The organism is Metasolibacillus sp. FSL H7-0170 (assembly GCF_038593115.1).
Classification (GTDB): domain Bacteria; phylum Bacillota; class Bacilli; order Bacillales_A; family Planococcaceae; genus Metasolibacillus; species Metasolibacillus fluoroglycofenilyticus.
Window position 1 is genome coordinate 2417927 of the sequence record NZ_CP151964.1, and the last position, 25440, is coordinate 2443366.

Annotated in this window: 21 protein-coding genes, 1 rRNA gene and 1 other annotated feature; of the genes, 7 read left to right on the forward strand and 15 right to left on the reverse strand. The window is 36.3% G+C overall.

Features of this window, described 5'->3' with window-relative positions; all coding sequences use genetic code 11:
* Positions 1-35: 35 nt before the first annotated feature.
* From MHH70_RS11240 to MHH70_RS11280, 9 genes are read right to left on the reverse strand one after another with little or no spacing between them, the layout of a single operon-like run.
* A complete protein-coding gene (locus tag MHH70_RS11240; RefSeq protein ID WP_235616102.1) occupies positions 36-1373 on the reverse strand; it encodes a sugar ABC transporter substrate-binding protein in 1338 nt (445 codons plus the stop codon).
* 19 nt (positions 1374-1392) lie between these two features.
* Complete coding sequence (locus MHH70_RS11245; protein ID WP_342471528.1) at positions 1393-2676, reverse strand: amidase; 1284 nt, start codon at positions 2674-2676, stop codon at positions 1393-1395.
* A 7-nt stretch (positions 2677-2683) separates the two neighbouring features.
* Complete coding sequence (locus tag MHH70_RS11250; protein ID WP_107943779.1) at positions 2684-3433, reverse strand: aldolase/citrate lyase family protein; 750 nt, start codon at positions 3431-3433, stop codon at positions 2684-2686.
* Positions 3434-3445: 12 nt separating this feature from the next.
* Complete coding sequence (ugpC, locus tag MHH70_RS11255) at positions 3446-4537, reverse strand: sn-glycerol-3-phosphate ABC transporter ATP-binding protein UgpC (protein WP_066165926.1); 1092 nt, start codon at positions 4535-4537, stop codon at positions 3446-3448.
* Positions 4538-4555: 18 nt separating this feature from the next.
* On the reverse strand, positions 4556-5245 hold the full coding sequence (locus MHH70_RS11260; protein WP_342471529.1) for an alpha/beta hydrolase: 690 nt from the start codon (positions 5243-5245) through the stop codon (positions 4556-4558).
* Positions 5245-5865 carry a hypothetical protein gene (locus tag MHH70_RS11265; protein ID WP_066165916.1) on the reverse strand — a complete coding sequence of 207 codons (621 nt, stop codon included), beginning with the start codon at positions 5863-5865 and terminating at the stop codon, positions 5245-5247. Before MHH70_RS11265 ends, MHH70_RS11260 begins: the two co-directional genes overlap by 1 nt.
* A 17-nt stretch (positions 5866-5882) precedes the next feature.
* Positions 5883-7070: an iron-containing alcohol dehydrogenase gene (locus MHH70_RS11270; RefSeq protein WP_342471530.1), complete on the reverse strand. Its 1188-nt coding sequence runs from the start codon at positions 7068-7070 to the stop codon at positions 5883-5885.
* A 34-nt stretch (positions 7071-7104) separates the two neighbouring features.
* Positions 7105-7869 carry a glucose 1-dehydrogenase gene (locus MHH70_RS11275; RefSeq protein ID WP_066165911.1) on the reverse strand — a complete coding sequence of 255 codons (765 nt, stop codon included), beginning with the start codon at positions 7867-7869 and terminating at the stop codon, positions 7105-7107.
* Between the two features lie 6 nt (positions 7870-7875).
* Positions 7876-8895 carry a LacI family DNA-binding transcriptional regulator gene (locus tag MHH70_RS11280; RefSeq protein ID WP_107943783.1) on the reverse strand — a complete coding sequence of 340 codons (1020 nt, stop codon included), beginning with the start codon at positions 8893-8895 and terminating at the stop codon, positions 7876-7878.
* Between the two features lie 621 nt (positions 8896-9516).
* Here MHH70_RS11280 and MHH70_RS11285 point away from each other — a divergent pair.
* Positions 9517-10647, forward strand: a complete 1131-nt coding sequence (locus MHH70_RS11285; protein ID WP_066165903.1) for an SPFH domain-containing protein — start codon at positions 9517-9519, stop codon at positions 10645-10647.
* Between the two features lie 257 nt (positions 10648-10904).
* Positions 10905-11117, forward strand: coding sequence for a TM2 domain-containing protein (locus MHH70_RS11290; protein WP_235616103.1), 213 nt, complete (start codon positions 10905-10907; stop codon positions 11115-11117).
* Between the two features lie 388 nt (positions 11118-11505).
* Here MHH70_RS11290 and MHH70_RS11295 read toward each other — a convergent pair whose 3' ends face one another.
* Both MHH70_RS11295 and serS read right to left on the reverse strand, forming a co-directional pair.
* Entirely contained in the window at positions 11506-12162 is a 657-nt protein-coding gene (locus MHH70_RS11295; protein WP_066165897.1) for a Type 1 glutamine amidotransferase-like domain-containing protein, read from the reverse strand.
* A 172-nt stretch (positions 12163-12334) separates the two neighbouring features.
* Positions 12335-13621 carry a serine--tRNA ligase gene (gene serS / locus MHH70_RS11300; RefSeq protein WP_342471531.1) on the reverse strand — a complete coding sequence of 429 codons (1287 nt, stop codon included), beginning with the start codon at positions 13619-13621 and terminating at the stop codon, positions 12335-12337.
* 63 nt (positions 13622-13684) lie between these two features.
* Positions 13685-13903, reverse strand: a binding site (T-box leader).
* 101 nt (positions 13904-14004) lie between these two features.
* Between serS and MHH70_RS11305 the strand changes: the two genes are divergently transcribed.
* From MHH70_RS11305 to MHH70_RS11320, 4 genes are all read left to right on the forward strand, one after another.
* Entirely contained in the window at positions 14005-14697 is a 693-nt protein-coding gene (locus tag MHH70_RS11305) for a response regulator transcription factor (protein WP_107943786.1), read from the forward strand.
* On the forward strand, positions 14690-15781 hold the full coding sequence (locus MHH70_RS11310; protein ID WP_066165889.1) for a HAMP domain-containing sensor histidine kinase: 1092 nt from the start codon (positions 14690-14692) through the stop codon (positions 15779-15781). Before MHH70_RS11305 ends, MHH70_RS11310 begins: the two co-directional genes overlap by 8 nt.
* 66 nt (positions 15782-15847) lie before the next feature.
* A complete protein-coding gene (locus tag MHH70_RS11315; RefSeq protein ID WP_342471532.1) occupies positions 15848-16648 on the forward strand; it encodes a M15 family metallopeptidase in 801 nt (266 codons plus the stop codon).
* Positions 16649-16789: 141 nt separating this feature from the next.
* Positions 16790-18184: a PLP-dependent aminotransferase family protein gene (locus MHH70_RS11320; protein WP_342471533.1), complete on the forward strand. Its 1395-nt coding sequence runs from the start codon at positions 16790-16792 to the stop codon at positions 18182-18184.
* A gap of 107 nt (positions 18185-18291) precedes the next feature.
* Here MHH70_RS11320 and asnB read toward each other — a convergent pair whose 3' ends face one another.
* The 3 genes from asnB to guaB form a co-directional block, all read right to left on the reverse strand.
* Positions 18292-20103, reverse strand: coding sequence for an asparagine synthase (glutamine-hydrolyzing) (gene asnB, locus MHH70_RS11325; protein WP_342471534.1), 1812 nt, complete (start codon positions 20101-20103; stop codon positions 18292-18294).
* 304 nt (positions 20104-20407) lie between these two features.
* A complete protein-coding gene (locus MHH70_RS11330; protein WP_201261980.1) occupies positions 20408-21712 on the reverse strand; it encodes a D-alanyl-D-alanine carboxypeptidase family protein in 1305 nt (434 codons plus the stop codon).
* Between the two features lie 430 nt (positions 21713-22142).
* A complete protein-coding gene (guaB, locus tag MHH70_RS11335; protein ID WP_342471535.1) occupies positions 22143-23609 on the reverse strand; it encodes an IMP dehydrogenase in 1467 nt (488 codons plus the stop codon).
* 271 nt (positions 23610-23880) lie between these two features.
* Here guaB and MHH70_RS11340 point away from each other — a divergent pair, with 271 nt between their 5' ends.
* Positions 23881-24315: an ASCH domain-containing protein gene (locus MHH70_RS11340; protein WP_342471536.1), complete on the forward strand. Its 435-nt coding sequence runs from the start codon at positions 23881-23883 to the stop codon at positions 24313-24315.
* Between the two features lie 901 nt (positions 24316-25216).
* On the opposite strand, the gene rrf is transcribed toward MHH70_RS11340, so the two are convergent.
* Positions 25217-25332: ribosomal RNA gene (gene rrf, locus MHH70_RS11345) — 5S ribosomal RNA — on the reverse strand.
* Positions 25333-25440 lie beyond the last annotated feature (108 nt).

The following is a 25440-nucleotide window of genomic DNA, read 5'->3' on the forward strand; positions in this document are numbered from 1 at the left end:
ATTTTTAAGCTACTTAACACACTTGTACAGTTTTACTATTCGTAATAACCAGCGCTTTGTAAAATGGCTTCAACTTGAGATGCAGCTTTATTTAATTCACTTTCTACAGATGCACCTGTAGCCATATTGGAAATAGCAGAGCTCAATGTATCTGCAATCTGTGACCATTCTGGAATGTTTGGTAATGCTTTCGAATTTTCGAATCCTTCAGCTCCAACTTGATAGAAGTTGTTTGAAAGCTCATTTAATTTTGCATCCTTTAAATTATCAAGCTGTGTTACAACTGTTGATGCCTGCGATGGGTCAATTGTGTTTTCCCAAGTTTGCGTTACAATATCTAGCTCTTCTTCAGTAGACGAAATCCATTTTAAAACTTCCCAAGCAGCATCCTTATTTTTAGAGCCTTTTGTGATGGCTAATGGGAATGAGCTAATATTTGTTGATGTACCTTGACCATCCCATGTTGGTACTGGTGCATACTTTACATTTCCTACAACTTCAGGAGCGGATGCTTCAGCACTGTTAAATTCTGAGTACACCCACCACCAGCCAATCCAAATAGCACCGTCGCCTTGTTTAAAATGTGTGCGAGAATCCTGCTCTCCATAAGAAACAGAGCTAGCAGCAGCTACTTTATCTTTTACTAATAAATCTACGTATCTTTGAGTTGCTTCAATTCCTTCTTGGTTATTGAAAATTGGCTTGTAGTTCTCATCAAAGATGTCGCCTTTATTGCCCCATAAATAAGATGTCCACATGAACAGGTTTTGTCCATTGTTACCCGTTTTATAGTATGGAACAATGGCATCCATGCCTTCATTTTCTTTAATCGTTTGTGCTACTACATCAAATTCATCCCAAGTCGTTGGCACTTCTAAATTGTATTTCTTAAAAATATCATCACGGTAAAACATCATCTGTACATGTCCACGCACTGGGAAGCTATAGATGCTACCATCAAACGTAGATAAATCAACTAACGATTTCGGCCATCTTCCTACATCAAAATTATCCTTTTGAATATAGCTATCTAAAGGCTCCAAAAATTGTGTAAGGGCGGGTCCCATAGAATCTAAAAATACAACTAAATCATATGCACCACCGTTAGAAATACCATCAGTCGTAATATTTTCTAGTAAGTTGTCATACGGTGTTTCTAAAAATTCAACTTTAATACCTGTCTCTTTTGTGAATTCCTCACTACGCGCTTTCCAAGCATTAAACTGACCAATATCACCAGCAGATAATAGCACTTTGACAGGCTTTGATGTATCAACCTCACCCGAGCTTCCACCTGAACAGCCGCTAAGAACTAAGACTAAGACACTAACAAAAACCAATAAGAACTTACTTTTTTTCATAAATTTCTTCATCTAATTGCCCCCTAATTTATCATTTTTCGAAAACGTCATTTGCAAAATCTAATAATAAATTAATATCTTCTTCTAAAACTGTGAGCTGTATAGAAAATTTCAAGTCTCGATGAACTATATTGGATGGTAGAGACACTGTTGGGAACCCCATGACATTAAATGGACTTGTACACCTAACAAGTAATTCTTCTACATCGTGTTGCTTTTGATTTAATGTAATCGTTGTAATGTCTAGCATAGGTGGAACAATCGGTAATGTCGGTGTTACAATCATGTCAACTTGTTTAAAATACTGAATAAATTTCCGTATCCATGCTTCTTTTATTTCTAAAGCTTCATTGTACAGATTATCTGTAATTTCTAAGCTCCGTTGTAATGTGTTCTTGATTGTTTGGGAAAGATGTGGATTATCCCCCAGACCCTTCATATGTTCCCTGCCAAATTCCTTTGTACCAATCGTTCTAGTTACAGCTAATGTGTCTTGCAAAAAAGATGTATCTAGCTCAACTAGTTCAAATCCTAATTGCAGAAATTGTTGATAAACTTTCTCTAGTGAGTTGGCAACCTCTGCATCTAAGCATGTATCAAAATACCCTTTAGGAATACCGATTTTTTTCACAGTTTTTATAGTATCCGTGCTAACCATATCAAGGCTCTGTAATACCTTTTTCAAATCGGCTATGTTTTTCGTCAATATGCCAATATGATCTTGAGTCACAGATAGTGGTGTTACCCCATGTAAAAGCGCCCTTTTATATGGAGCCTTAAACCCTACAATTTCATTACATGCAGCAGGAATACGCGTGGAGCCTGATGTATCTGTTCCTATTGAAAATAAAGATACACCTTGGGCAACTGCTACTGCTGAACCACTGCTTGAACCGCCTGGAATAAAGGTTGGATGCTGTGCATTCGTCACTGCACCAAACGAGGTACTTGGTAAAAGCACACTTGTTGCATATTCCGATAAATTGGTTTTTCCTAGACAGATTGCCCCTGCCCGTTCAAGTTTATCAAAAATAGAGGCATGCTCAGTTTTTTTCACAGCATTTGTTTCGAGTACACCATTTGTTGTTATGTACCCTCTTACATCAATACAATCTTTCACAGAAAACGGTACACCATACAATGGTTGATTGTCCTGCAAGGATTCTATTTCTTCGAGTGCTAACTCTTCCGTTATTTGAATAAAGCTATTGGCATTTGGTTGCAAGTCATGAATTTTTTGAAAATAGGATTGAATGATTTCCCGTGGCTTAAATCGTTTGCTCTTATATCCATTTAATAAAGCTTGAATTGTCATCACAATGTTACTCCATACTTGCAATATATCCCTGCAATGATTTCATTAAGTAATTTGTTCCTACTAAAACCACATAGCTAGCCCCTCTAGCTACTGCTTTTTGGGCTGCTTCTACATTTCCTGCAACTTCCCCAACTGCAACATTCGCTGCATTTGCCTTTTTATAAATTTCTTGCACCACATTCATAACATCTGGATGATTTGAATTGTCCGTATATCCCATATCTACAGATAAATCTGTTAAACCAATAAAGATAAGGTCAATTCCTTCCACCTGTAAAATTTCATCCAAATTTTCAAATGACTCATATGTTTCAATATGAATTGCTATAAATGTCTCATTGTTGCATTCATCTAAATAACGCTGTCCACTCAATAAGCCATATTTTGCTGCTCTATGTGAATAAGCGACCCCTCTTTTACCTAAAGGAGGGTATTTCGCTTGCTGCACAATTTTTAATGCATCCTCTTTCGTATTAACCATCGGTACTTGAATCCCGCGAGCACCTCGGTCAAGCGCTTTTTGAATACTTGATTCATCGTATGAAACACGGACGATTGATAATAAATCTACCGCATCTGCTGTTCGAATGAGCTCCTCTAAATCTCTGTCACTAAAAGCACCGTGCTCATTATCCAAAACAATAAAATCGAAGCCCCCTAAACCACACATCTCAACTAACGCTGGGGCATATGTGCCAAGAAACATCCCATTTGAAATTTTATCTGTAGAGGTTAAATCATTTTTTGATTGCATCTATAACACTCCTTAAAAAATTCTTTGTTCTGTTTCCTCATCAAAATAATGGGCATTATCCATATTAATTTGGATAAAGATATTATCATCAATGTTAAATGTCTCAGCAGTACGCAACTTGGCAATCATGTCATGCCCATCTAAATCAAAATAAAGAATCGTTTCAGAGCCAAGCATTTCAGGCACTGTAATTCGAGCCTTATATGTTTTTTCATCTTGTACAGCCTCAAGGCTTTTGGAGATGTCTTCAGGACGAATGCCAATGATAATTTTTTTATCTAAATAACCTTTGTCAATTAAAGTTTTTATACTTTGAGCAGAAGCTTTTAACATAATGTTGTCTACCTTTAAACCGTCATTTGTTACGACCCCCGTCAAAAAATTCATTGGTGGAGATCCAATAAAGCTAGCAACAAATGTATTTTGCGGTTTTTCATAAACTTCCGTTGGCGTACCAATCTGCATAATGCGTCCGCTTTTCATCACTACAATGCGTGATGCCATTGTCAGTGCTTCCGTTTGGTCATGCGTAACATAAATCGTTGTTGTTTGTAATCGTTTATGTAGCTTAATAATTTCCGCTCGCATATGCATTCGTAGTTTCGCATCTAAATTTGATAAAGGCTCATCCATTAAAAAAACTTTGGCATCTCGAACGATGGCTCTGCCTAATGCAACTCGTTGCCGTTGTCCTCCAGATAAGGCTTTCGGCTTTTTATCCAAGTACTTTGTTAAATCTAGTATTTCAGAAGCATTTTCTACTCTTTGGCGAATTTCTGCTTTATCCATTTTTCTTAATTTCAACCCAAATGCCATATTGTCATAAGTAGTCATATGAGGATACAAGGCATAGTTTTGAAACACCATCGCGATATCGCGGTCTTTTGGCTCAACATCGTTTACGCGGTCATTGCCAATGAGAAAATCACCCGATGAAATTTCCTCTAACCCCGCTATCATACGTAGAGTAGTAGATTTCCCACAGCCTGATGGTCCAACAAGCACAATAAATTCATGGTCTTTTACTTCTAAATTAAAATTCTCAACTGCATTTGTGCCGTCACTATATGTTTTATAAATATTTTTTAATGTTAAATCAGCCATTTAAACCCTCCTGAACTTTTAAGAATTTGCTAACCAATCTTTTACGATATTTGCGATTTTTTTGGGCTGTTCTAAGGTTGATAAATGTCCTGTTTCAGGTAGAATGACTAGCTTTGCATTAGCAATTTTCTCAGACAGATAACGCGACATGGCAACTGGGCAAACTTGATCTTCTTCGCCTACAACAACTAATGTATTGCAAGAGATAGAGCTTAGAATAGTAGTTTGATTTTGCCTCGTTTGTACAGCATCCAATTGTTGCAAATAAACTTGTTGTCCAACTTCTAACGCCATATCTTGAACAGCAGAAAATAAAGAAGAATTAGTTGGAGCCAGTGCAGGTGCCCAGCACTCTGTCACAAAATTTTCAAAGCCTTGTGTTTCAATAAAATGTCGATTATTAGCCCAGCTTTTAAATTGATTTTGCGTTGGTGGAAAAGGATTGGTATTAAATAAAATCAGTTTTTCCACTCTCTTTGGAGCAATTGCAGCTACTTGAAGTGCTACAATTCCTCCTAAAGAGAGACCTGCCAATATAAATGGTCCTTCTATATGCTGTAAAACATCTTGTGCCATATCTTTAATCGTATTTTTTTCATTCAAATTAAAAATTATAGTTTCCCCTGAATAACCTAAATATTCAGTCATTTCGGACCATAATTTTTCTGTACAAAGCGTACCAGACAAATATACGATAGGAAGTGACATTATTTTTCTCCCATTTTTAAATTCTCAGCTATTTTCTTTTCCAGCTCTTCAAAATTATCTGGTTTAATCATTTTTCCAAATTGATCTGCTTTAAAGCCATACTCTTCTGCCTTTTTAATTAATTCTTTAGGCCAGTATGGATCTTTTCCTTCAAATACTTCATGCTGCTCTAATACAGCAAAAATCCAAGATTCTTCCTCACTAATATTTTCAAAGCCTCGCCATAAGCCTGGTGGTAAAGAAATTAAATCCCATGGACCAATTATTGTTTCGCCTTGAATTTCATCTTCGCTATTTCCCCAATAGAAGCGCCACTGACCTGTTAGAGGTAAAAACGCTTCAATATAATCATGTGTATGGTAGGCTGGTCCATTTCCTTTTGGTGCTTTTACCATACCGATTTGGAAGCCATGTGGAGATGTAATTTTTGGGGAGAATTTATCATTTTCACTCGCTGTATCTCCGATTAGCGCGTAATTTATACGATTATGCCCTGGTAAAATGCTATCAATGAACATTAAAGGAATACCATCTTTCTTAAGCTCATCAAAACGGATAACGAAATTGTTTTCCATTTCTTCATTTGAATAATTTGTTTTGAATTTTGGTTGAACTGTCATAAATAATCTCTCCTTAGTTATTTGATATTGCCGTAGTAGGCATCCTCATAAATTTTTTTAATGGAATCTTCAGTTAATTTATATGGCGTATTATCTAATAAACGGTGAATTTGACTTGCAGCTGTCGCCATCATCTCTAAATCTTCAAATTTAACATTCAATTCTTTTAATGTAGATGGTAAATTTAAGTCTTCAAGTAACTTAAATAAATATGCTACAAAATGCTCAACAACATTGCTAGAATTGATGTCTTCTTCGTATAAATCCATAATCTTCATCACTTCTAATAATTCTTCTGTGTTGGCTTTCCCTATCATTTTAAATACATAGGGCAGTAGTAAAGCATTGGCCACACCATGCTCGATATGGTAATAGCCCCCTAATGGATAAGCTAAGGCATGAATTGCTCCTACACCTGCATTTGCTAAGGAAACGCCACCTAATAAACTAACCCAGCTCATATTTTCTCGAGCAATTTTATTTTCCCCGTCATGTACAGCCTTCTTAATGTTTTTAGGGAACAATGCCATTGCTTTTTCGGCATATATTTTTGTTAACATAGTTGCTCTTTTCGCTAAGTATGATTCGATTGCATGTGTAAATGCATCTACGCCAGAAGCTGCTGTGACTCTTGGCGGGCAAGTAAGCGTTAAATTGGGATCAATAATTGCAATGTCTGGAAGTAAAACATCACTAATAATACCGCGTTTAACTTGTTGTACCTCATCACCAAAAATTGCATTCATTGTTACTTCTGAACCTGTTCCTGAAGTTGTAGGAATTAAAATGGATTTGACAGCTCTTGCTTCGATTATTTTTTCACTGCTTAAATAAGGTTGAATATCTTCCTTATCAGCTAGTGCAGCAGTAATTTTCGCTACATCTAAAGAGCTACCACCACCAATTCCGATAACCGCTTCAATGCCTTTATTTTTTATGCTATCGTATACTGCATTCACTAATTCGAATGTTGGCTCACCTACAATATCAGTAAATGTTGTGATTTGTAGAGATTCATCAGCAATCAATGATACAAGCTGGCTAACAAGACCTGTTTTTTCAATCCCTTTATCACTAATAATTAAGACTTTGCTAACATTTAATTCATTTAACAAACCTTTCACAGATTGAAGTGAATCATAACCGAATCTAATACATTTCGGGCTTTTGAAATCTTTCACTTCTACAGAAAATCCATTATTCATTGTTAAAATCTCCCTTTGAATTCGAATTCAAAATTTACCAAACTGTCCAGCCACCATCCACTAATAATGTGTGACCTGTTATCATATCCGAACTCTTTGTACTTAATAATAAAACTGCCCCCAAAATATCTTCACTTGTTGCTAATCTTCCTAAAGGTATTCTGTCTAAAACATTTTGCTTAAAGGTAGGTTCTTGGAACATCTTTTCCGTAAAGTTTGTTGCAATGAAAGTAGGAGCAATACCATTAACATTAATTTTATATTCTGCCCATTCAATGGCTAGGGCTTTTGTTAATTGGTTTAGAGCTCCTTTACTTGCAGAATATGCACTACGTTTATAGTATCCAACAAACCCCATTTGAGAAGACATGTTAATAATTTTCCCATAGTTATTCAGCTTCATGTATTTTCCTACAGTTTTACATAGGAAGGCAACGCTCGTTACATTCAGCCTCATAATCTTTTCCCAATTTTCTACTGTTACATCTTCAATAGCCTCTGGAATATTAATACCTGCGTTGTTGATTAAAACATCAATTCTTTTACATTCTGAATAAATATCAGAAACTAAACCTTCAATTTGATGAACATTTTCTAAATCGAAAGGCTTTATTGTTACCTTTCCATTTTTCTTGTTTATTTCATCTTCCACTAATTTCAATTTGGCTTCATTGCGTGCAATCAACACAACATGAGCCCCTTGCTCTGATAAAAATAATGCTATTTCTTTTCCAATTCCTTCACTTGCTCCAGTGACAATGACAACTTTATCGTTAATATCAAATAATTTATTTAACATCCTCTATTATCCTTTTGTACTTTTAGTTGTTCCACGTACAATAAGTTTTGGCTCTAATACAATTTGAACAGGGGAACTCGATTCTCCACTTATTAATGCCAACAAATTAGTAAGTGCTAATTTACTCATTTCTTCTTTTCGTTGAGAAATTGTTGTTAATTTTACATATGGATTCCCAGCTATGTTGATATCATCAAACCCCATTATAGAAATTTCTTCAGGTACTTTTTTATTACAACGAGAAATCGCTTCCAATACTTCTAATGCGATGCTATCTGTCGAAGCAAAGATAGCTGTCACATTTGGATTTGTCTGTAATAAATTCATGGAAAAGTCTAATGCACTATTATGATTATTCGCTTCAAAAACTAATTCTTCATTATAAGCAATACCATTATCTTGTAATGCTTGTTTGTACCCTAAAAATCGATCATTAAATGTTGAGTACTCTTGATAACCAGTTATAGTTATATAAGCAATGTTTTTATGTCCATTTTCAATCAAATATTGCATTGCTATTTTCGAACCTTTTAAATCATCAACTATTACATAATTCGCTTGCTCTAAGTTATCCATAGACCTATTAAAAAACAGAATTGGGATTGTACTATCAACTATATTGACTGTTAGTTCTTCTCGTCGCTTCACAGTTGCAACAATGACACCATCTACCCTACGATTTAATAATTTACTTAGTACCTCTGAAAGCGATTCGTTTTTGGAATCCCCATCCATCATAATTACATCATAATTCAATTTACTGGCTTCATTTAGAATCACCTGCGCCGTTTCAGCATAGAATGGATTCGCTAAATTCCCAACAATCAAGCCAATTGTATTCGTTTTTTTCTTCACTAAACTTCTAGCAATCTCATCAGGCTTAAAACCTAACTCTTCAATCGCATTTAATACTTTCATTCTAGTCGCAGGTCGAACATAAGGAAAATCATTAAGCACTCTCGAAACAGTTGTTTGAGACACACCTGCAAGTTTAGCTACGTCATATGCATTTGGTCTCTGGCTCAAAAAATATCCCCTCTCTTTTTTGAATTCGAATTCATAAAATTCTTATCCATACTTTAGCATACCGATAATTAAATTTGCAATACCTTTTTGAAATATTTTTTATTTTCTGTCTATTATATTTTCCCTCGTTCACGCAATTAATTTATTCATTAATACCGTTTTTCCATCAACTTTAAAGATAAAACATCAAAGTTATTAAAGCTTTTATAAGTTCGTTTTCATTTACAATGTACAGGGAATCTAACTACCCTATTATTTCACTCCGAATATTTGTAATGCAATCATACTTTCTTCCGCCATCTTGCTTTTATTTTCTTAATAAGGACTGATAACCTAGCTATTTACCAGCCTTTTGTAATAGTTTATTATACATCTACAAGCCATAATAATTACATTCTAATAAATTTACCAAAACAATAGTACCTATATATTCTAGTAAAATATTACTTGGTGAATTTCCACTAATCATTTGTTTTTATCATAGTACTAAGTCAGTAAAGTATTGGAAAATATCTATACTTAAATGAAATAGCAGTTGACACATATTTCATTCCGAAGGACAATAATAAATAGAATATACGCCTTTTACAATATTTGAAATAATTGAAAGGATGAATCATTATGGCATTATTTGATCGTATTAAATTTGATGGACTGCGCTCAAGAGATTGGGTTATTTACAAATACCCAACGGAAAATATAAAACTGGGTAGTACTTTAATTGTAAATGAAGGACAAGTAGCATTATTTGTAAAGGGAGGACAAGTATGTGACGCTTTTCCTTCTGGTTCATATGTACTTTCCACAAATAATTTACCAATCATCGGCTCTATTGTGAATTTTGCATATGGTGGAAAAACACCATTTACGGCTGAAATTTATTATATTAACTTAGCTAGCAAGCTTGATTTATATTGGGGAACATCTAATCCAATCCAATTGATTGACCCTAAATATTTTGTTAAATTACGAATTCGTGCATTTGGTCAAATGGCTCTTCGTATCGATAATTATATGCTATTTTTCTCAGAGCTTATTGGCAGCATGACTTCAGATGAGATTGTGCAATATGAAAAAGTACAAGAATATTTCCGAGGCTTATTAATTACACATATAAAAACAGAGCTAGCAAATAAGATTATTCGTGAAAAAATTTCTGCCTTAGAAATCTCAACAGAATTAGCAAACCTTTCTCAATCAATGGAAGAAATCGTAAAAGAAAAATTTGAGGGGTATGGCTTCTCACTTTTAAGCTTTCATATAAAATCAATTAATTTCCCAGATGAAGACTTTGAGGAGATTAATAAAATTTTAACAGCTCGCGCTAAATTTGAGATTATGGGCGATGACCGCTATACAACACAGCGAAGCTTTGATGTTTATGAAGGTGCGGCAAATAATCAAAATAACGTGACAAGCTCGGTGCTATTAAGTAATTTTGGCTTAAATACAGCCTCTGAAATTATTACGAGCATGCAGCAACAACTTCCACCGTTAAAAAGCATAGACAAGCATTCCGTTTGCCCTTCATGTAATGAAAAGGTTAAGCCGAATAGCAAATTTTGTAATTCATGCGGAGCTAATATGGAGAAAAAGGTATTTGCTTGCCCTTCATGTAACTTTGAAAATAATGAAAATGCGAACTTTTGTGGCAACTGTGGTAAGAGCTTTAAAAAATCTACTTGTTCCTGTGGGACAATACTCGATTTCGATGCCCGCTTCTGTCATAATTGCGGCGAAAAAGCAAACTAACTTATTCGTAATAAAGCAATAACATAACTTTTACATTATAGTCGTGTAATTTTAGGAGGTTTCTATAAATGAGTAATTTAAAATGTTCTCAATGTGGTGCACCTGTTGAAGAAAATACAGCACATTGCAAATATTGTGGTGGGAAATTAGACCTTCCCCCTCAAACAACAGCACAAGCTCAACCTACTTTTCAACAGCAGGCTTACCAAGCACCTGTAAATACTAGTCTTGCTCCTGGTATAGACCCTTCATGGCCAATTAAATCAAAACTGCTTGCTGCTGTACTCGCTATCTTATTTGGCTCACTAGGTATCCATAAGTTTTATTTAGGGCGTCCTGGAATGGGATTTCTTTATTTAATCTTCTGTTGGACTTATATTCCAGGCTTTATCGGCTTCATCGAAGGAATTATTTACTTAGTACAAAAAGAACATAATTTCCAAGTGAAAAATCGTGTTCGCATTAGTTAATACAATAAAAAGTGTCTGAAAACGTGCGCACGCACTGCTTTTCAGACACTTTTTTCTTATTAAAGTTTGAAAGAGGTGTACAATTTTTGAAAGATTGCAAATAGAGCGGAACTACAATCAGTGGGCTTTTACGGGCAGTTGATTTCCCATTTATCCTTTGTGTATTTTCACTTAAGTTTTGAAGTGGGCTTCTTACTGCTCGTTAATGTGGGATAAGTTTGATGAAATAGATAATAAATATCAAAGAAAAGAGCGTGTTTTAGAAAAAAGGATTTACCAAAACACGCTCTAAATATTTTTAGTTAGCTCATTATTTTTGTTGCTGCACAGTTGTTGATTTAAAATAGGAGCTTTGCATAAAGAAATTAATTCAGTTAGGTCATGATGACTAAAGTGTCTCACCCAATTTCTGAATCTGTGAGTGGGAAATTAAATAGACATTGCCTAAAATATCGATTTTGTCTCCCTTTACACGTACAGCGCAATCTTTGTTCGAAGCATAAACATTCATTTCTTTCGATAAGGGAGATAGTTCATCTTGAACAAGCGCAATATTATTTTCAAGGTCAAAATGAGACAGGACGGAAAAATTGCTAAGGCCGATTCCATCGTAAACAGAGCTTATTTCAACTTTATAACCAAAGTTTTTCGAGCATAACCATTTAGCGGACATATTGATTGCACCAGCGCTTGCTCCCATTACAACGGCTCTGCTTTCTTTAATCAAGCCTGACAATTCATATTCCATCAAAAACTCATTTTGTTTAAGAGTATTTCCACCTAACAAGAAAATGACTGAAGCATTTTGAATTAAGGTTTGGGCATCTTCCTTCTGTACGCGATAATTAATTATATGGTATTCATCAAATATAATGCCTGCCTGCTCAAGCCACGTGCGTTCAATCGCACCGTCATCTTCATAAAACAATGGATTGGAGCTAATCATAGCAAGCGATTTTCTGTCAGTAATATCTTCCTGTAACACCTTGCTTAAATTCTCTGGAAAAAAATTATTAAACCAGCCTAAATAATAGTGAGTTTTCATAAATACCCCCGCAGCAAAGTGTAAGTAGCATTACTTCTTCTATTTTATTGTCACCAGCATGATACTGTAAAAATAACCTCTTTAGTTATCTAATGTAATGTATTGTGTAACATTACTATCGGGCTTTTTCAAAGCTACAGTTATAAATACTGAGTTTATAGCCTTTTTGATATTATTTTTCTGGCACTGCAATTACTGCTTTCCCCCCCATATAAGGTACTAGCACTTCAGGAACTTTTACGCTGCCGTCCGCTTGCTGATAGTTTTCTAAAATTGCAGCGACTGTACGTCCAATCGCTAAGCCTGAACCATTTAATGTATGCACGTATTCTGGCTTTGCTCCTTGCTCACGACGGAAACGGATGTTGGCACGACGCGCTTGGAAATCTTCAAAATTTGAAATAGAAGAAATTTCACGATACATATCTTGCGTTGGGAACCATACTTCTAAGTCATATTTTTTTGCTGCTGTAAAGCCTAAGTCAGATGTGTTCATTAATAGTTTGCGATATGGTAGCTCTAATAATTGCAATACCTTTTCAGCATGATCTGTTAATAGCTCCAATTGCTCGTAAGATTCCTCTGGTTTTACAAAGCGCACAAGCTCTACTTTGTTGAATTGGTGCTGACGAATAAGCCCGCGCGTATCGCGCCCCGCTGAACCTGCCTCAGAACGGAAGCAAGCACTATATGCTGCAAAGCCTTTTGGTAGCATTTCTCCATCTAAAATTTCATCGCGATAGAAGTTTGTTACAGGTACTTCTGCGGTTGGTGCTAAGAAATAATCTAACTCCTCTAGCTTAAAGACATCCTCTGCGAATTTTGGTAATTGCCCTGTACCTGTTAACGCATCACGATTAATAATAACTGGAGGCATCATTTCCTCATAGCCATGCTCTTCGGCATGTAAATCCATCATAAAGCTCATTAATGCACGCTCTAAACGTGCGCCTAAACCGCGGTAAAATAAGAAGCGGCTGCCTGTTACTTTACCCGCGCGCTCGAAATCAACAACACGTAAGTCTGTCGCTACATCCCAATGTGGCTTTGGTTCAAAATCGAACGCTGTCTTTTCGCCCCATGTATACACTTCCACATTGTCATCCTCTGTTTCACCCACAGGTACAGATGGATGTGGAATGTTTGGCAAACGCATCATCATATCTTCAAATTTTTCTTCTACAGCACGTAATGTTTCATCAAGCGTTTTGATTTCTTCCCCTACCTCACGCATACGTGCAATGACATCGTCTGCGTTTTCTTTATTGCGCTTCATCATTGAAATTTGCTCAGATACTTTATTACGATCTGCCTTTAATACCTCTGTTTTGGCAATTAAATCACGACGCTCTGCATCCAATGCTTCAAATTGGTCAAAAGTTCCTAAATCCTCATTGCGTGTAAGCAACACTTTTTTTACTTCTTCATAATTTTCCCGAATACGTTTAATATCTAACATATTTCTTCCTCCATTCTTTAGTACACTAATTCGCTGAAACGACAAAAAAGCCCCCATCCCCTAAAAAGGGACGAGAGCTACCCGCGTTGCCACCCTAATTGAATAAACAAATACTGCTTATTCCACTTCGTTCATAACGGCTTTAGTCACCGGTCTTTGCCTACTATCATTTTCAGCAAGACAACTCAAGGACGGATTCACAAGTGTTTTTATTAGCTTGCACCAACCGCTAACTCTCTATAAAAAAACGTGCTTGTTACTACTTCCTATCATCGCATTATCTTATAATTTGCATTCATTGTACTATAGGTTATTTTTTTTCGCAACTCGTAACAAGCATTGCTACTTATTTTTACGTATAATGACGGTGAGGTGATTTGCCTATGCAACAAGCAAAAATTATTGTTGTTGATGATGAAAAAGAGATTGCTGACTTAATTTCCTTACATTTAGAAAAGGAATTTTATGATGTCATTACATGCTACGATAGCACAAAAGTATTGTCTATATTACAAAATCAAATAATTGACCTTATTATATTAGACATTATGATGCCTAATATGGACGGCTATACATTAGCTACACAAATTCGCAAAAATTTCAATATGCCCATCATTTTTGTTAGCGCCAAAACTTCCGATTTTGATAAGGTTCATGGACTTGCACTCGGCGCTGATGATTATATAACAAAACCATTTACGCCAATTGAATTAGCAGCTCGTGTCAATGCACAGCTTCGACGCTTTAAAACATTAAATACAGCCTTTTCTACTACAGCACCGATACTGCAATATGGTGGATTAATCATTTTGCCAGAGAAGCGTGAGGTCAAGCTGTATGATGAGGTGCTTGATTTAACCCGTAAGGAATTCGATATTTTATATTTACTTGCCAGCCACCCTAAAAAAATATTTAGCACAGAAAATATTTTTGAGGAAGTATGGAATGAGGCGTATTTTGAAGGTGCCAATACAGTGATGGTACATATCCGTAATTTGCGCAAAAAATTAAAAGAGAATAAAAAAAATCAGTTTATCAAAACTGTGTGGGGAGTAGGTTATACATTTAATGATTAAGCGATTTCACAATTTCCGTGTTCAAATGGCTTTTTTATTTGCCGTTAGTATGGCTTTTTCAGGGGCTATTACAGGCGTGATTTTCTCGATATTGCGCTGGTATTACAAGCAAAATGTTTATGCTGACACCAGCTTAGCTGATTTACGCCAAAATTTGCGAGCCTTTGGTGATACTAATGCCTTTTTAGTTGTATTTGCCCTCTTATCGTTTCTCATTTTTATGCTGTTAACTAAAAAATATACGGGCTATTTTCAAACGATTTCTACTGGCATTCGCCATCTCGCAGACGGTGATTTTTCTCAAAAAATTCATATCCAAAGTCGCAATGAATTTGGCGAGGTAGCTGAGCATATAAATATAGCTGCCAAAATGCTACAAGAGGCAATTGAACGAGGTGATTTTTCAGAATCAAGTAAAAATGAATTAATCGTAAATTTAGCACATGATTTACGCACACCTCTTACCTCTGTACTCGGTTATTTATATTTAATTTTACATGATGAAAATTTAACAGAGGAGCAAAAAAAGCATTTTTTAACGATTGCCTATACGAAAGCAGGTCGATTAGAAGGTTTAATCGATACATTATTTGAAGTGACTCGATTAAACTACGGCATGCTTCCACTAAAGCAAACTGCATTCGATATCGGACATCTTTTATTACAACTTGCTGAGGAGATGTATCCGATTGTTGAGCAAGCGAATTTGATTACTCGCACCGAAATTGAAGATAATTTAATGGTTTACGCAGATGGAGAGCTATTAGCACGTGTCTTTGAAAATCTAATTACCAATGCATGTCGCTATGGTGTAGATGGTCAATATATTGATATTACAGCTAAGACTGTAGACGATTCGCTTGAAATACGAATTTGTAATTACGGAAGTATGATTCCCGAGAAAGATTTACCCTATCTATTTGATATGTTCTATACAGCTGATAAATCGCGTTCTTCTGAACATAACAGTACTGGATTAGGCTTATTTATCGCTAAAAATATTGTTGAGCAGCACGAAGGCACAATTTCTGCTACAAGCTCATTGAAGGAAACATGCTTTATTATTAATTTAAGAAAGATTTAAGTATTTCCGTACAAATTATTTAAGCTCTCCTCTTTATTATGAAAGTAATAGCAGGGAGGAGAAAAAATGAAAAAAATCATTGTTATTTTACTTATTTTTAGTATCAGCGCATGGTTTACTTTCAATAATCAAAAATCAAATATTGATGGACATACATCAACCCAAGAACAAGTATATCAGGGTGATTTATTAATCGTAAATCATGATTTTCCGATTAAAAAGAAATACATCCCAAAGGATCTTGTTAATGCTTCGAAAACAAATTACAACAATTACTACGTCGTTTTATATAACGATATTTTAATTTCTGAACATATAAAAGCACCATTCGAAGCTTTAATGGAGCAGGCCTATCATGAAGGCATCTCCAATTTTATGATAAGCAGTGGCTTCAGAAGCTTTGAGGAGCAGAAAAGATTATATGATGAATATGGCAAGGACAGTGCTCTTCCTGCTGGCTATAGTGAGCATAATTTAGGTTTATCATTAGATATTGGCTCTACACAAGGTCGTATGGAAGATACATTTGAAGGACAATGGCTCGCTGAAAATGTATGGCAGCATGGCTTCATCATGCGTTACCCGAAAAATAAAACGCATATTACAAAAATTAAATATGAGCCTTGGCATATTCGCTATGTTGGCTTGCCACATAGTGTACTAATGCAGGAAAAAGATTTAGCACTTGAAGAGTATATTGAATTTTTAAAAGATGAACAAATCGTTCATACATCTGTTAATGGTCAAGATTATACAATTGAGTACTATGACAGTGTACTATTTTCAAAAGCTGTACTTCCAAAGGATAAAACATATACTATATCCGGTGACAATCAAAGTGGTATTATTATTACAATTGAGGGCTAATAGTAAAAAAAGCACGCAACTGAAGTTCATTTAATATTTGAAAGAAAAGACTTTACCCTTTCATCAAAAATCATGTCTGAAAAGCAGTGCGTTCGTTTGCTTTTCAAACACTCAATATTATATTTGAAGGAGTGACGAACAATGGATATGCTGCTATTCTCATTGGACCGCGATACGAGCACGCCATTGTATGAGCAGTTATATGAGGGCATTAAGGACGCAATCATTCAGCAGAAAATTGCCGTCGGTGAAAAATTGCCCTCTAAAAGAAAGCTTAGTGATTTTTTAAATATTAGCCAAACAACCATTGAGCTAGCCTATGCACAGCTTTTGGCGGAGGGCTATATCGCCTCAAAGCCACGCGTAGGTTATTTTGTTGAGGATATTGATGAGCTACCCTTTATTGAAAAGCCGATTAATAGTACACCAACTGTTCAAAAAAAACGGACATATAAAATTGATTTTTCTCCTGGGAAAATTGACGAGGATTCCTTTCCTTTCACTGTTTGGAGAAAATATGCAAAAGAGCTTATTGATTTGCACTCCAAAGAGCTACTACAAATTGGCGACCGCCAAGGGGAGTATGAATTGCGTACGCAAATCGCCAGCTATTTATATCAATCGCGTGGCATCAATTGCACAGCAGAGCAAATCGTTATTGGCTCTGGTACAGAGCAGCTCATGCCCTTTATTTTACGCTTATTCGATGATACAAATATTGCGTTAGAAAACCCCGGCTATTCGGCAATTCCTCGCAATCATTTAGAGCATGTGGCGATTCCTGTTGATGTCGATGCAGATGGCTTGCTCGTTGACCAGCTAGAAAAAACAGAGGCGAATTTAGTATATATTACGCCCTCACATCAATTCCCAACAGGCGCTGTTTTATCTGCTGCGCGCCGGGCTCAATTATTAAAATGGGCTGCCCAAAAAGAATCACGATATATTATTGAAGATGATTATGATAGCGAATTTCGTTATATTGGAAAACCAATCCCTGCACTTCATAGTCTGGACCAAAATGATAAAGTTATTTATATGAGTACATTTACAAAATCGTTGATGCCTTCGTTACGTGTTGCATATTTTGTGCTTCCACCAACTTTACTGTCTCGTTATAATGAAGTATTCGGCTATTATTCTGCGACTGTTCCACGCTTTGATCAGCATATTTTAGCCCACTTTATGAAGGATGGGCATTTTTCAAAGCATCTCAATCGCATGCGTAAAATTTATCGTAAAAAGCACGATAAGCTATTATCCATACTCACGAGGCATTATCCAGCAATTAAAGTATCAGGAGATGTCGCTGGCATGCACGTATTAATACAAGTTCCACACGAAAAACAGGAACATGAATTACAACAAATTGCTATCGAAAATGATATCTCCATATTACCTATTTCGAATTATTTATTAACTCCAATACAGCTCAAGCGCCCAACATTTCTATTAGGTTTCGGCGGCATCCCAATCGATAAAATCGAGCCCCATCTTGACGCACTTATGGCAGTATGGAGCATTGACAAACATTAATACAAAAATGAATGTAAGGAAATAAAGATTGTCCTAATAGATAATTATCATTTTACGTACTAAAGTACAATCAATACTTTAATAAAAGCATGGAGCATTAGTAAACACTAATGCTCCACCAGCTCAATAGCATATTCCTCAAACCACATATCTATCTGAATTAAAAATGCTAGCAGCTGTGGTCCTGCCATTAGCTGGCCAAACCAAGGCACTCGGAAAGATGAACCTCCCGATTGCATCAGCTCATTGATTTTTTCATGATTGAACAGCTCGTATAAAATTGAATTTTCATTTTCTAGTCGCTGCTGCAATATTTTCTGAACCCCATTTGTATATTTAGGGTGGTAGGTTTTAGGATATGGATTCTTTTTCCGATATACTACTTCTTTAGGTAAAATGCCCTCAAAGGATTTTCTTAATATACCTTTTTCCAAGCCGCCAATTGTTTTCATTTCCCAGGGAATATTCCAAGCATATTCAACAAGGCGATGGTCTGCAAAAGGGACGCGAACTTCTAAGCCTGCTGCCATCGTCATACGATCTTTACGCTCCAATAAGGTTTGCATAAAGTATTGGCGATTCAAATAAAAGAGCTGCTGTCTCTTATCATTTGTAGGTATCTGTGTAATTTCATCTTGATAAGCTTGCTGTAAATAATCCTTTAATGGTAGTCTTTGCTGCCAGCTACCTTGAAGTAATTGCGCTCGTTCGTCGATAGAGCGAATCCAAGGAAAGAATGGTGTTTCATTATAAAACCAAGGGTAGCCACCAAATAATTCATCTGCGCATTCACCCGATAAGGCAACAGTGAAATTTTTCTTAATTTCTTGGCCAAATAATATAAGGGAACTATCAATATCCACCATACTCGGATAATCCTTCCCCCGTAGTGCCTGTTTTAAATACGCAACGAGCTGCTCCTGCTCTATAATAATTTCATGATGCACTGTATTAAATTGCTTGCTCATTATGTCTATCCAATAACCATCCCGTGTCGTTTGAAAATCATTTTTTTTAAAAAATTGGGCATTATCTTCATAATCTATTGAATAAGTGTGAAGCTTTTCACCATGCTCTTTTAATGTGTTCGCGGCAATTGCAGTAATAATGCTTGAATCAAGCCCTCCAGATAGTAATGTACAAAGCGGCACATCGCTAACTAATTGACGTTGAATTGCATCGATTGTCAATTCTCGTACATGCTCAATCGTTTGCTCTAATGAATCTTTATGCTCCTTGCTCTCCACATCCCAATAACACCAAGTCGTCATCTTATTTTGATTGAATTGTAAAGCGTGTGCAGGTGGTAATTCAAAAATATTTTTGAAAACTGTTGTGCCTGGTTTTCTAGAAGGGCCGATGCTTAACAATGCTGTTAATCCTTCATAGGTAACAATTGGACGGATTGTATGATGTGCTAATAAGGCCTTTATTTCAGAAGCAAATAATAGTCCCTCAGCGTTTTGTGTGTAAAATAGAGGCTTTACACCTAATCGGTCGCGGAATAAATAAATTGATTGCTGGCTATCATCCCATACAGCAAAGGCAAAAATGCCGTTTATACGCTCTACACAGTGCTCTTTCCATTCTATAAATGCATACAGTAAAACTTCCGTATCTGATGTTGTTGTAAATGTATAGCCTTGTGTGATTAACGCCTGACGCAATTCCTCAGTATTATAAAGCTCACCGTTATACACAATGGTATAAAGTTTATCTCGATGAGTTCTTGTCATTGGCTGCGCCCCGCCTACCACATCAATTACCGCCAATCTGCGATGACCAAGCTGTACATGCTGTTCAGTCCAAATAGCCTGTGCATCAGGGCCTCTATGCGCTAAAATATCCGTCATCTGCTGTATTTGCTGCGTATCAGTTAATACTTTAGCAAAGCTCACGATACCCGCAATTCCACACATTTTTTCACGCTCCTTCACGTATTATGTATATGCACCTCTCCATTTTAGTAGAACAGCAATAATCGAGCTTTTACAGACAGTTAATACATGTTAAAAGGAGATTTTAAAATCCGTGTTTTTAATCTCAATAAAATATGGAGCTACACATAGTCCAAAAAACTGTGGTTGCTTTACTATAATTAAAATCACTTTTTACTTATTCAAAGAGAAGCCGCTAAATTGACTGTTTACAACCTTCTAAAACACAAAGAGTTGTCTGAAAGCGATGTACTAATGTGCTTTCGGACAACTTCATTTTAAATTATTAGCTAAATAAGCCTGTTACACTTCCCCATAAGTTACTGAAAAATTTGCCGATACCTTGGAAAAATAATGAGATGCCGCTAGCACGCTCTACAGACGCTGTTGTTATAATATCTACTGTTAGTTGCTTGCCGTCAATAAAGCCGTAATCTGTGCCTTCTGAGCGCTCTAATGAGGCTTGTCCCACTACGACACCTTCCTCAACTGCAGCCTCTAATTCCTCGTTCGATAAATTCAAAACAGGCTTATATAAATCTTTTTCATTTGTTTTAATCATGACAGAGATAGGTTCTTTCGTTGCAATTGCAACATTATCTTCCTTCCCTTTCGTCACTTTCACTGACTTTTGCTCTTCAAATACATAGTTAGTAGGTAATAACTCTTGTTTTGTGAATTGACCAAACCCATAATCAAATAGCTTTGCTGTTGCATCAAAACGCGCTTCATAAGAGCCTACACCATTTGCATCAACAGCCTTCATTACCACTGCAATAAGTCGTGTTCCATTACGCTCAGCCGTTCCTGTGAAGCAATACCCTGCAAATGTTGTTGTACCCGTTTTTAAGCCATCTACCCCCTCATAGGAGTAAACAAGTTCTGGTAACATGAAGTTCCAGTTTTCCATCTTAATTGCATCGCTTGTCCCTTCTCGGAAAGTCTTTTTAGCAATTTTAGATGTTTCCAAAACCTCTGGGTGCTGCTTTAGTAGAAGATAGGCTAATTTCGCTGTCGATTTAGCCGACATCACATTTTCATCCTCTGCGCCAGTGCCTGATGGATGCATACCGAATAAATCAATATTGTTTAAACCTGTTGAGTTAACAAATTTATACCCCTCAAGTCCAAGCTCTTCCGCCTTTGCGTTCATTAACTTTAAAAATTCTGTTTCCGTCCCTGCAATTGTTTCTGCAATCGCAACTGTCGCAGCATTTGCTGAATAAATTGCCATCGCTTCATACAATTCTCGTATTGTATAAACACCATCTGCTCGTAATGGTACATTACTTAATGCACGATTTTGAGACATTTTATACGTATAGTCTGTTACACGATATTCCTGTTCCCAAGTAATTGTTCCCGCTTTTATTGCATCAAGCAATAAATATTCTGTCATCATTTTTGTCATACTTGCAATACCTAATGGTGTATCTGCATTTTGTTCATACAAAATTTTCCCTGAATCTGCGTCAATTAAAATCGCTGCGTCTACTGTCAAACCTAAATCAGTTTCTGCATTTGCCACCGGTGCTGTTACTAGCATGCTTAGTAATAAAATCGGAAGCATTAGCAAACTGATCATTTTCATACTTGCCTTTTTCACAAAGCTACCTCCACTAAATAGTTTCTCCTTCGCCATTTTATCATAGAACGTCAATAAATGTAGGATTTATCTCGATGCTACAAAAAATTACCTTTTATAGATTGTATGTAGTTCAATTATTAGAAAAATCAAGATAAAGCTCCGACGAATGTCATAGTTATTTCAAGCTTAATTAATAAAAAACACTCTGTTAACAATAGTATTGACGTTAACAGAGTGGATTAGTTGCATTTTTTTATTCAGCAAACGCCACATCTTTAGGCGATAAGATGAATGATTTATTTTACTTTAACCCAGATGGTGTAACACACTTGCTCAAAAAGAGATAGACCATTGACGGATGTCATAGGACTTGACACTTTTATCAATTAGCTCGAATAAAATCTAGACACAATTACACTAAAGTGTAATTGATTTATTGATAAGAATAGTTTGGTGCCTCTTTTGTAATTTGTACATTATGTGGGTGTGATTCACGAAGACCAGCCCCCGTCATACGAACAAATTGCGCTTCTTCACGTAAAGCTTGTAAATTGGCTGAACCACAGTAACCCATACCTGCACGAATACCGCCAATTAATTGGTGAATCGTATCAGCAAGTGGTCCTTTGTATGGAAGTCGTCCCTCAATTCCTTCTGGCACTAATTTTTTCGCATCTTCTTGGAAATAGCGGTCTTTCGAACCTTTTTCCATCGCACCAAGTGATCCCATTCCACGATATACTTTAAAGCGACGTCCTTGGAAAATTTCCGTTTCCCCTGGTGATTCCGAGGTACCTGCTAATAATGAGCCTAGCATAACTACATTTCCACCAGCCGCTAATGCTTTAACAATATCACCAGAATATTTAATACCACCATCTGCAATAATCGTTTTACCATACTCACGTGCTACTGAAGCAGCATCATATACAGCTGTAATTTGTGGTACGCCTACCCCAGCGACAACACGAGTCGTACAAATTGAACCTGGTCCAATACCTACTTTTACTACATCTGCACCAGCATCAAATAATGCGCGTGTACCTTCCCCTGTAGCTACATTTCCCGCGATAATTTCTAATTCTGGATAAGCAGCACGGATTGATTTAATGGTATTTAAAACACCTTGTGAATGACCATGTGCTGTATCAATAACAATAATGTCAACTTGTGCTTCTACAAGCTTGGCAATACGCGTCATTGTATCACTTGAAACACCAACTGCTGCCCCTACTAATAAACGACCATGAACATCTTTTGCCGCATTTGGGAACTCAATTACCTTTTCTATATCTTTAATTGTAATTAAGCCCGTTAACTTACCGTTCTCGTCAACAATCGGTAATTTTTCGATTTTATATTGTTGTAAAATTTTCCCAGCATCTTCTAATGTTGTACCTTCAGGTGCTGTGATTAAATCTTCCTTCGTCATTACATCATCAATTTTTAATGAGTAGTCTGAAATAAAACGTAAATCACGATTTGTAATAATACCTACTAGTTTTTGGTCGTCCATATTGTTTACAATCGGAACGCCCGAAATGCGGTATTTCCCCATCAAGTGCTCAGCATCAAACACTTGGTGCTCTGGTGTTAAGAAGAATGGGTTTGTAATAACGCCATTTTCAGAGCGTTTTACTTTTTCTACTTCCTCAGCTTGCTCATCAATCGTCATGTTTTTATGAATAATACCAATTCCACCTTGACGTGCCATTGCAATTGCCATTTTCGCTTCTGTTACTGTATCCATACCAGCGCTTATTAAAGGGATATTTAATTTGATTTTCGGTGTTAATTGTACTGATAAATCCACGTCTTTTGGTAATACTTCTGAATGAGCTGGGACTAGTAGTACATCATCAAATGTTAATCCTTCTTTAGCAAATTTTGTTTCCCACATTTCGAAAATTCCTCCTAGGTAAAAGAATATTATTGTAAGGTTATCAACGTGCTCCTGCGGTGTCAAGATATTATAAAAAGAAAAATAATTCCGACTATTGATTATCCAATTTTAAATATAAAGAAAAGAGCTTTGTTCATTCCTATCATAACACTTTTATATTTTATTTATATTTTTCTTGCTTACAAATCTTCAAAATAGATGCTCTGTACTTCTTGAACTATAAAAAATTGATACACTTAGAAAGAATACTATTAGAGGATGATTATATATGAATAAGATTCAACAATTTTGGCATGATTTTTGCAGAGCAAATGGTAAAGAAGAAATTCAATATAAAGATGCATTTCAATTTGGAGTTTCAGCTGATTGGTTAGCTAATTTAGTTGTTGAAGGAAAGAAAACAGCAACAACTTCAGGTTATATGTTTTATGAGTTAGAAAATGAGGCTCTACCTCAAAGTGGTGAGTATTATATCGTTCTAAATGGACAGGAAGAGCCAGTAGCAGTCATTCAAATTCAATCCGTTGAAGTTGTTCCAATGAATGAGGTAACAGTAGACTTTGCTTTAGCAGAAGGTGAGGGTGATTATCAGTTTTGGTGGGATGCCCATGAAAAATTTTTTACCGAATTATTGAAGACTTATAATAAAAAATTTTCGCCAAATATGTTAGTTGTATGTGAACGCTTTAGAAAAGTACCGTAGAAAGTGATTTTAATGTAGTAGGCTTATTTATAAATACAAACAAACCATATGTTAAACTTTTTTTATCTGATTCATCAGAGGTGTGTAATTGTGAAGTAATGTCTTGCTTTCATGGAGGGTCTCAAACGCGTACTGACATATTTTAAGAGGGTCTACTTGATAGAAATCGAAGGTGATACCTAATAAACTAAAAGAGGCAGGATTCAACAAAGTTATTTCTATCAATAACTTTTCGAGTTCTATCAGTAAGTGGCTAAAAATAACGTTCGAAAAGCCGTACAGTTCCCGGCATTTTAGGAGTTAATGATAGAGATTTGCCTAACTAGAGGTCTGATAAAGCAGCAGTTCCCCTAAATGAAAGTAAAATGCTAAAACTTTTCTTGCCATATTTTCAACGAGCCTTTCTTAATAAAAAAATGACAGTAGATAATTTATATTTATTTACAATATGTATCTGACGGGGCTAGTTATTCCATGTTTATCGACGTTTATTCCACGTTTTTTTGAGTTTATTCCACGTTTTCTGAGTTTTATTCCATGTTCATGTTTTTTTACACATGTGATATGGAATCTCTTTTTAGACAACTATCTTGCTACAAAGCAATGTCCTACTCTCACAGGGGATGCCCCCAACTACCATCGGCACTTCAACGCAGTACAGCTAAGCGGCGGATTCCTTCGTTGCCCGCGACGCTTGCGGTGCTCATGTGCCATGCACATTCCGCTCCGCACTCCTTGGCGCCTCGGACTCCTTGCTCTTCTGCACTGCTTCAGCTTGTATTCGATTAAAAGTGTTTGCAATTGTTTGCCTCCGATTACGCGCCGAGCTGACCTTCGGTCTTTGGTAGTTGGGGGCTTCTTTTCCATATAAAAAACCACTGATTCCTCAGTGGTTTTGATTGCGAAGCAATGTCCTACTCTCACAGGGGGAAGCCCCCAACTACCATCGGCGCTAAAGAGCTTAACTTCCGTGTTCGGTATGGGAACGGGTGTGACCTCTTTGCCATCATTACTTCACTTGCACATGGATGTGCTGGCGTCTACGTTACCACAGGATGTGGTGCTTTTAGTAGACGTTCCTTGAAAGAGTTTGTTCTTTCAAAACTGGATAAACGAACATTGAAA

Excerpts from the sequence above, each read along its gene's own strand:
- MHH70_RS11240 (WP_235616102.1), bottom strand. The coding sequence starts at position 1,373 with ATGAAGAAATTTATGAAAAAAAGTAAGTTCTTATTGGTTTTTGTTAGT.
- MHH70_RS11245 (WP_342471528.1), bottom strand. The coding sequence starts at position 2,676 with ATGACAATTCAAGCTTTATTAAATGGATATAAGAGCAAACGATTTAAG.
- MHH70_RS11250 (WP_107943779.1), bottom strand. The coding sequence starts at position 3,433 with ATGCAATCAAAAAATGATTTAACCTCTACAGATAAAATTTCAAATGGG.
- ugpC (WP_066165926.1), bottom strand. The coding sequence starts at position 4,537 with ATGGCTGATTTAACATTAAAAAATATTTATAAAACATATAGTGACGGC.
- MHH70_RS11260 (WP_342471529.1), bottom strand. The coding sequence starts at position 5,245 with ATGTCACTTCCTATCGTATATTTGTCTGGTACGCTTTGTACAGAAAAA.
- MHH70_RS11265 (WP_066165916.1), bottom strand. The coding sequence starts at position 5,865 with ATGACAGTTCAACCAAAATTCAAAACAAATTATTCAAATGAAGAAATG.
- MHH70_RS11270 (WP_342471530.1), bottom strand. The coding sequence starts at position 7,070 with ATGAATAATGGATTTTCTGTAGAAGTGAAAGATTTCAAAAGCCCGAAA.
- MHH70_RS11275 (WP_066165911.1), bottom strand. The coding sequence starts at position 7,869 with ATGTTAAATAAATTATTTGATATTAACGATAAAGTTGTCATTGTCACT.
- MHH70_RS11285 (WP_066165903.1), top strand. The coding sequence starts at position 9,517 with ATGGCATTATTTGATCGTATTAAATTTGATGGACTGCGCTCAAGAGAT.
- MHH70_RS11295 (WP_066165897.1), bottom strand. The coding sequence starts at position 12,162 with ATGAAAACTCACTATTATTTAGGCTGGTTTAATAATTTTTTTCCAGAG.
- serS (WP_342471531.1), bottom strand. The coding sequence starts at position 13,621 with ATGTTAGATATTAAACGTATTCGGGAAAATTATGAAGAAGTAAAAAAA.
- MHH70_RS11305 (WP_107943786.1), top strand. The coding sequence starts at position 14,005 with ATGCAACAAGCAAAAATTATTGTTGTTGATGATGAAAAAGAGATTGCT.
- MHH70_RS11310 (WP_066165889.1), top strand. The coding sequence starts at position 14,690 with ATGATTAAGCGATTTCACAATTTCCGTGTTCAAATGGCTTTTTTATTT.
- MHH70_RS11315 (WP_342471532.1), top strand. The coding sequence starts at position 15,848 with ATGAAAAAAATCATTGTTATTTTACTTATTTTTAGTATCAGCGCATGG.
- MHH70_RS11320 (WP_342471533.1), top strand. The coding sequence starts at position 16,790 with ATGGATATGCTGCTATTCTCATTGGACCGCGATACGAGCACGCCATTG.
- asnB (WP_342471534.1), bottom strand. The coding sequence starts at position 20,103 with ATGTGTGGAATTGCGGGTATCGTGAGCTTTGCTAAAGTATTAACTGAT.
- MHH70_RS11330 (WP_201261980.1), bottom strand. The coding sequence starts at position 21,712 with ATGAAAATGATCAGTTTGCTAATGCTTCCGATTTTATTACTAAGCATG.
- guaB (WP_342471535.1), bottom strand. The coding sequence starts at position 23,609 with ATGTGGGAAACAAAATTTGCTAAAGAAGGATTAACATTTGATGATGTA.
- MHH70_RS11340 (WP_342471536.1), top strand. The coding sequence starts at position 23,881 with ATGAATAAGATTCAACAATTTTGGCATGATTTTTGCAGAGCAAATGGT.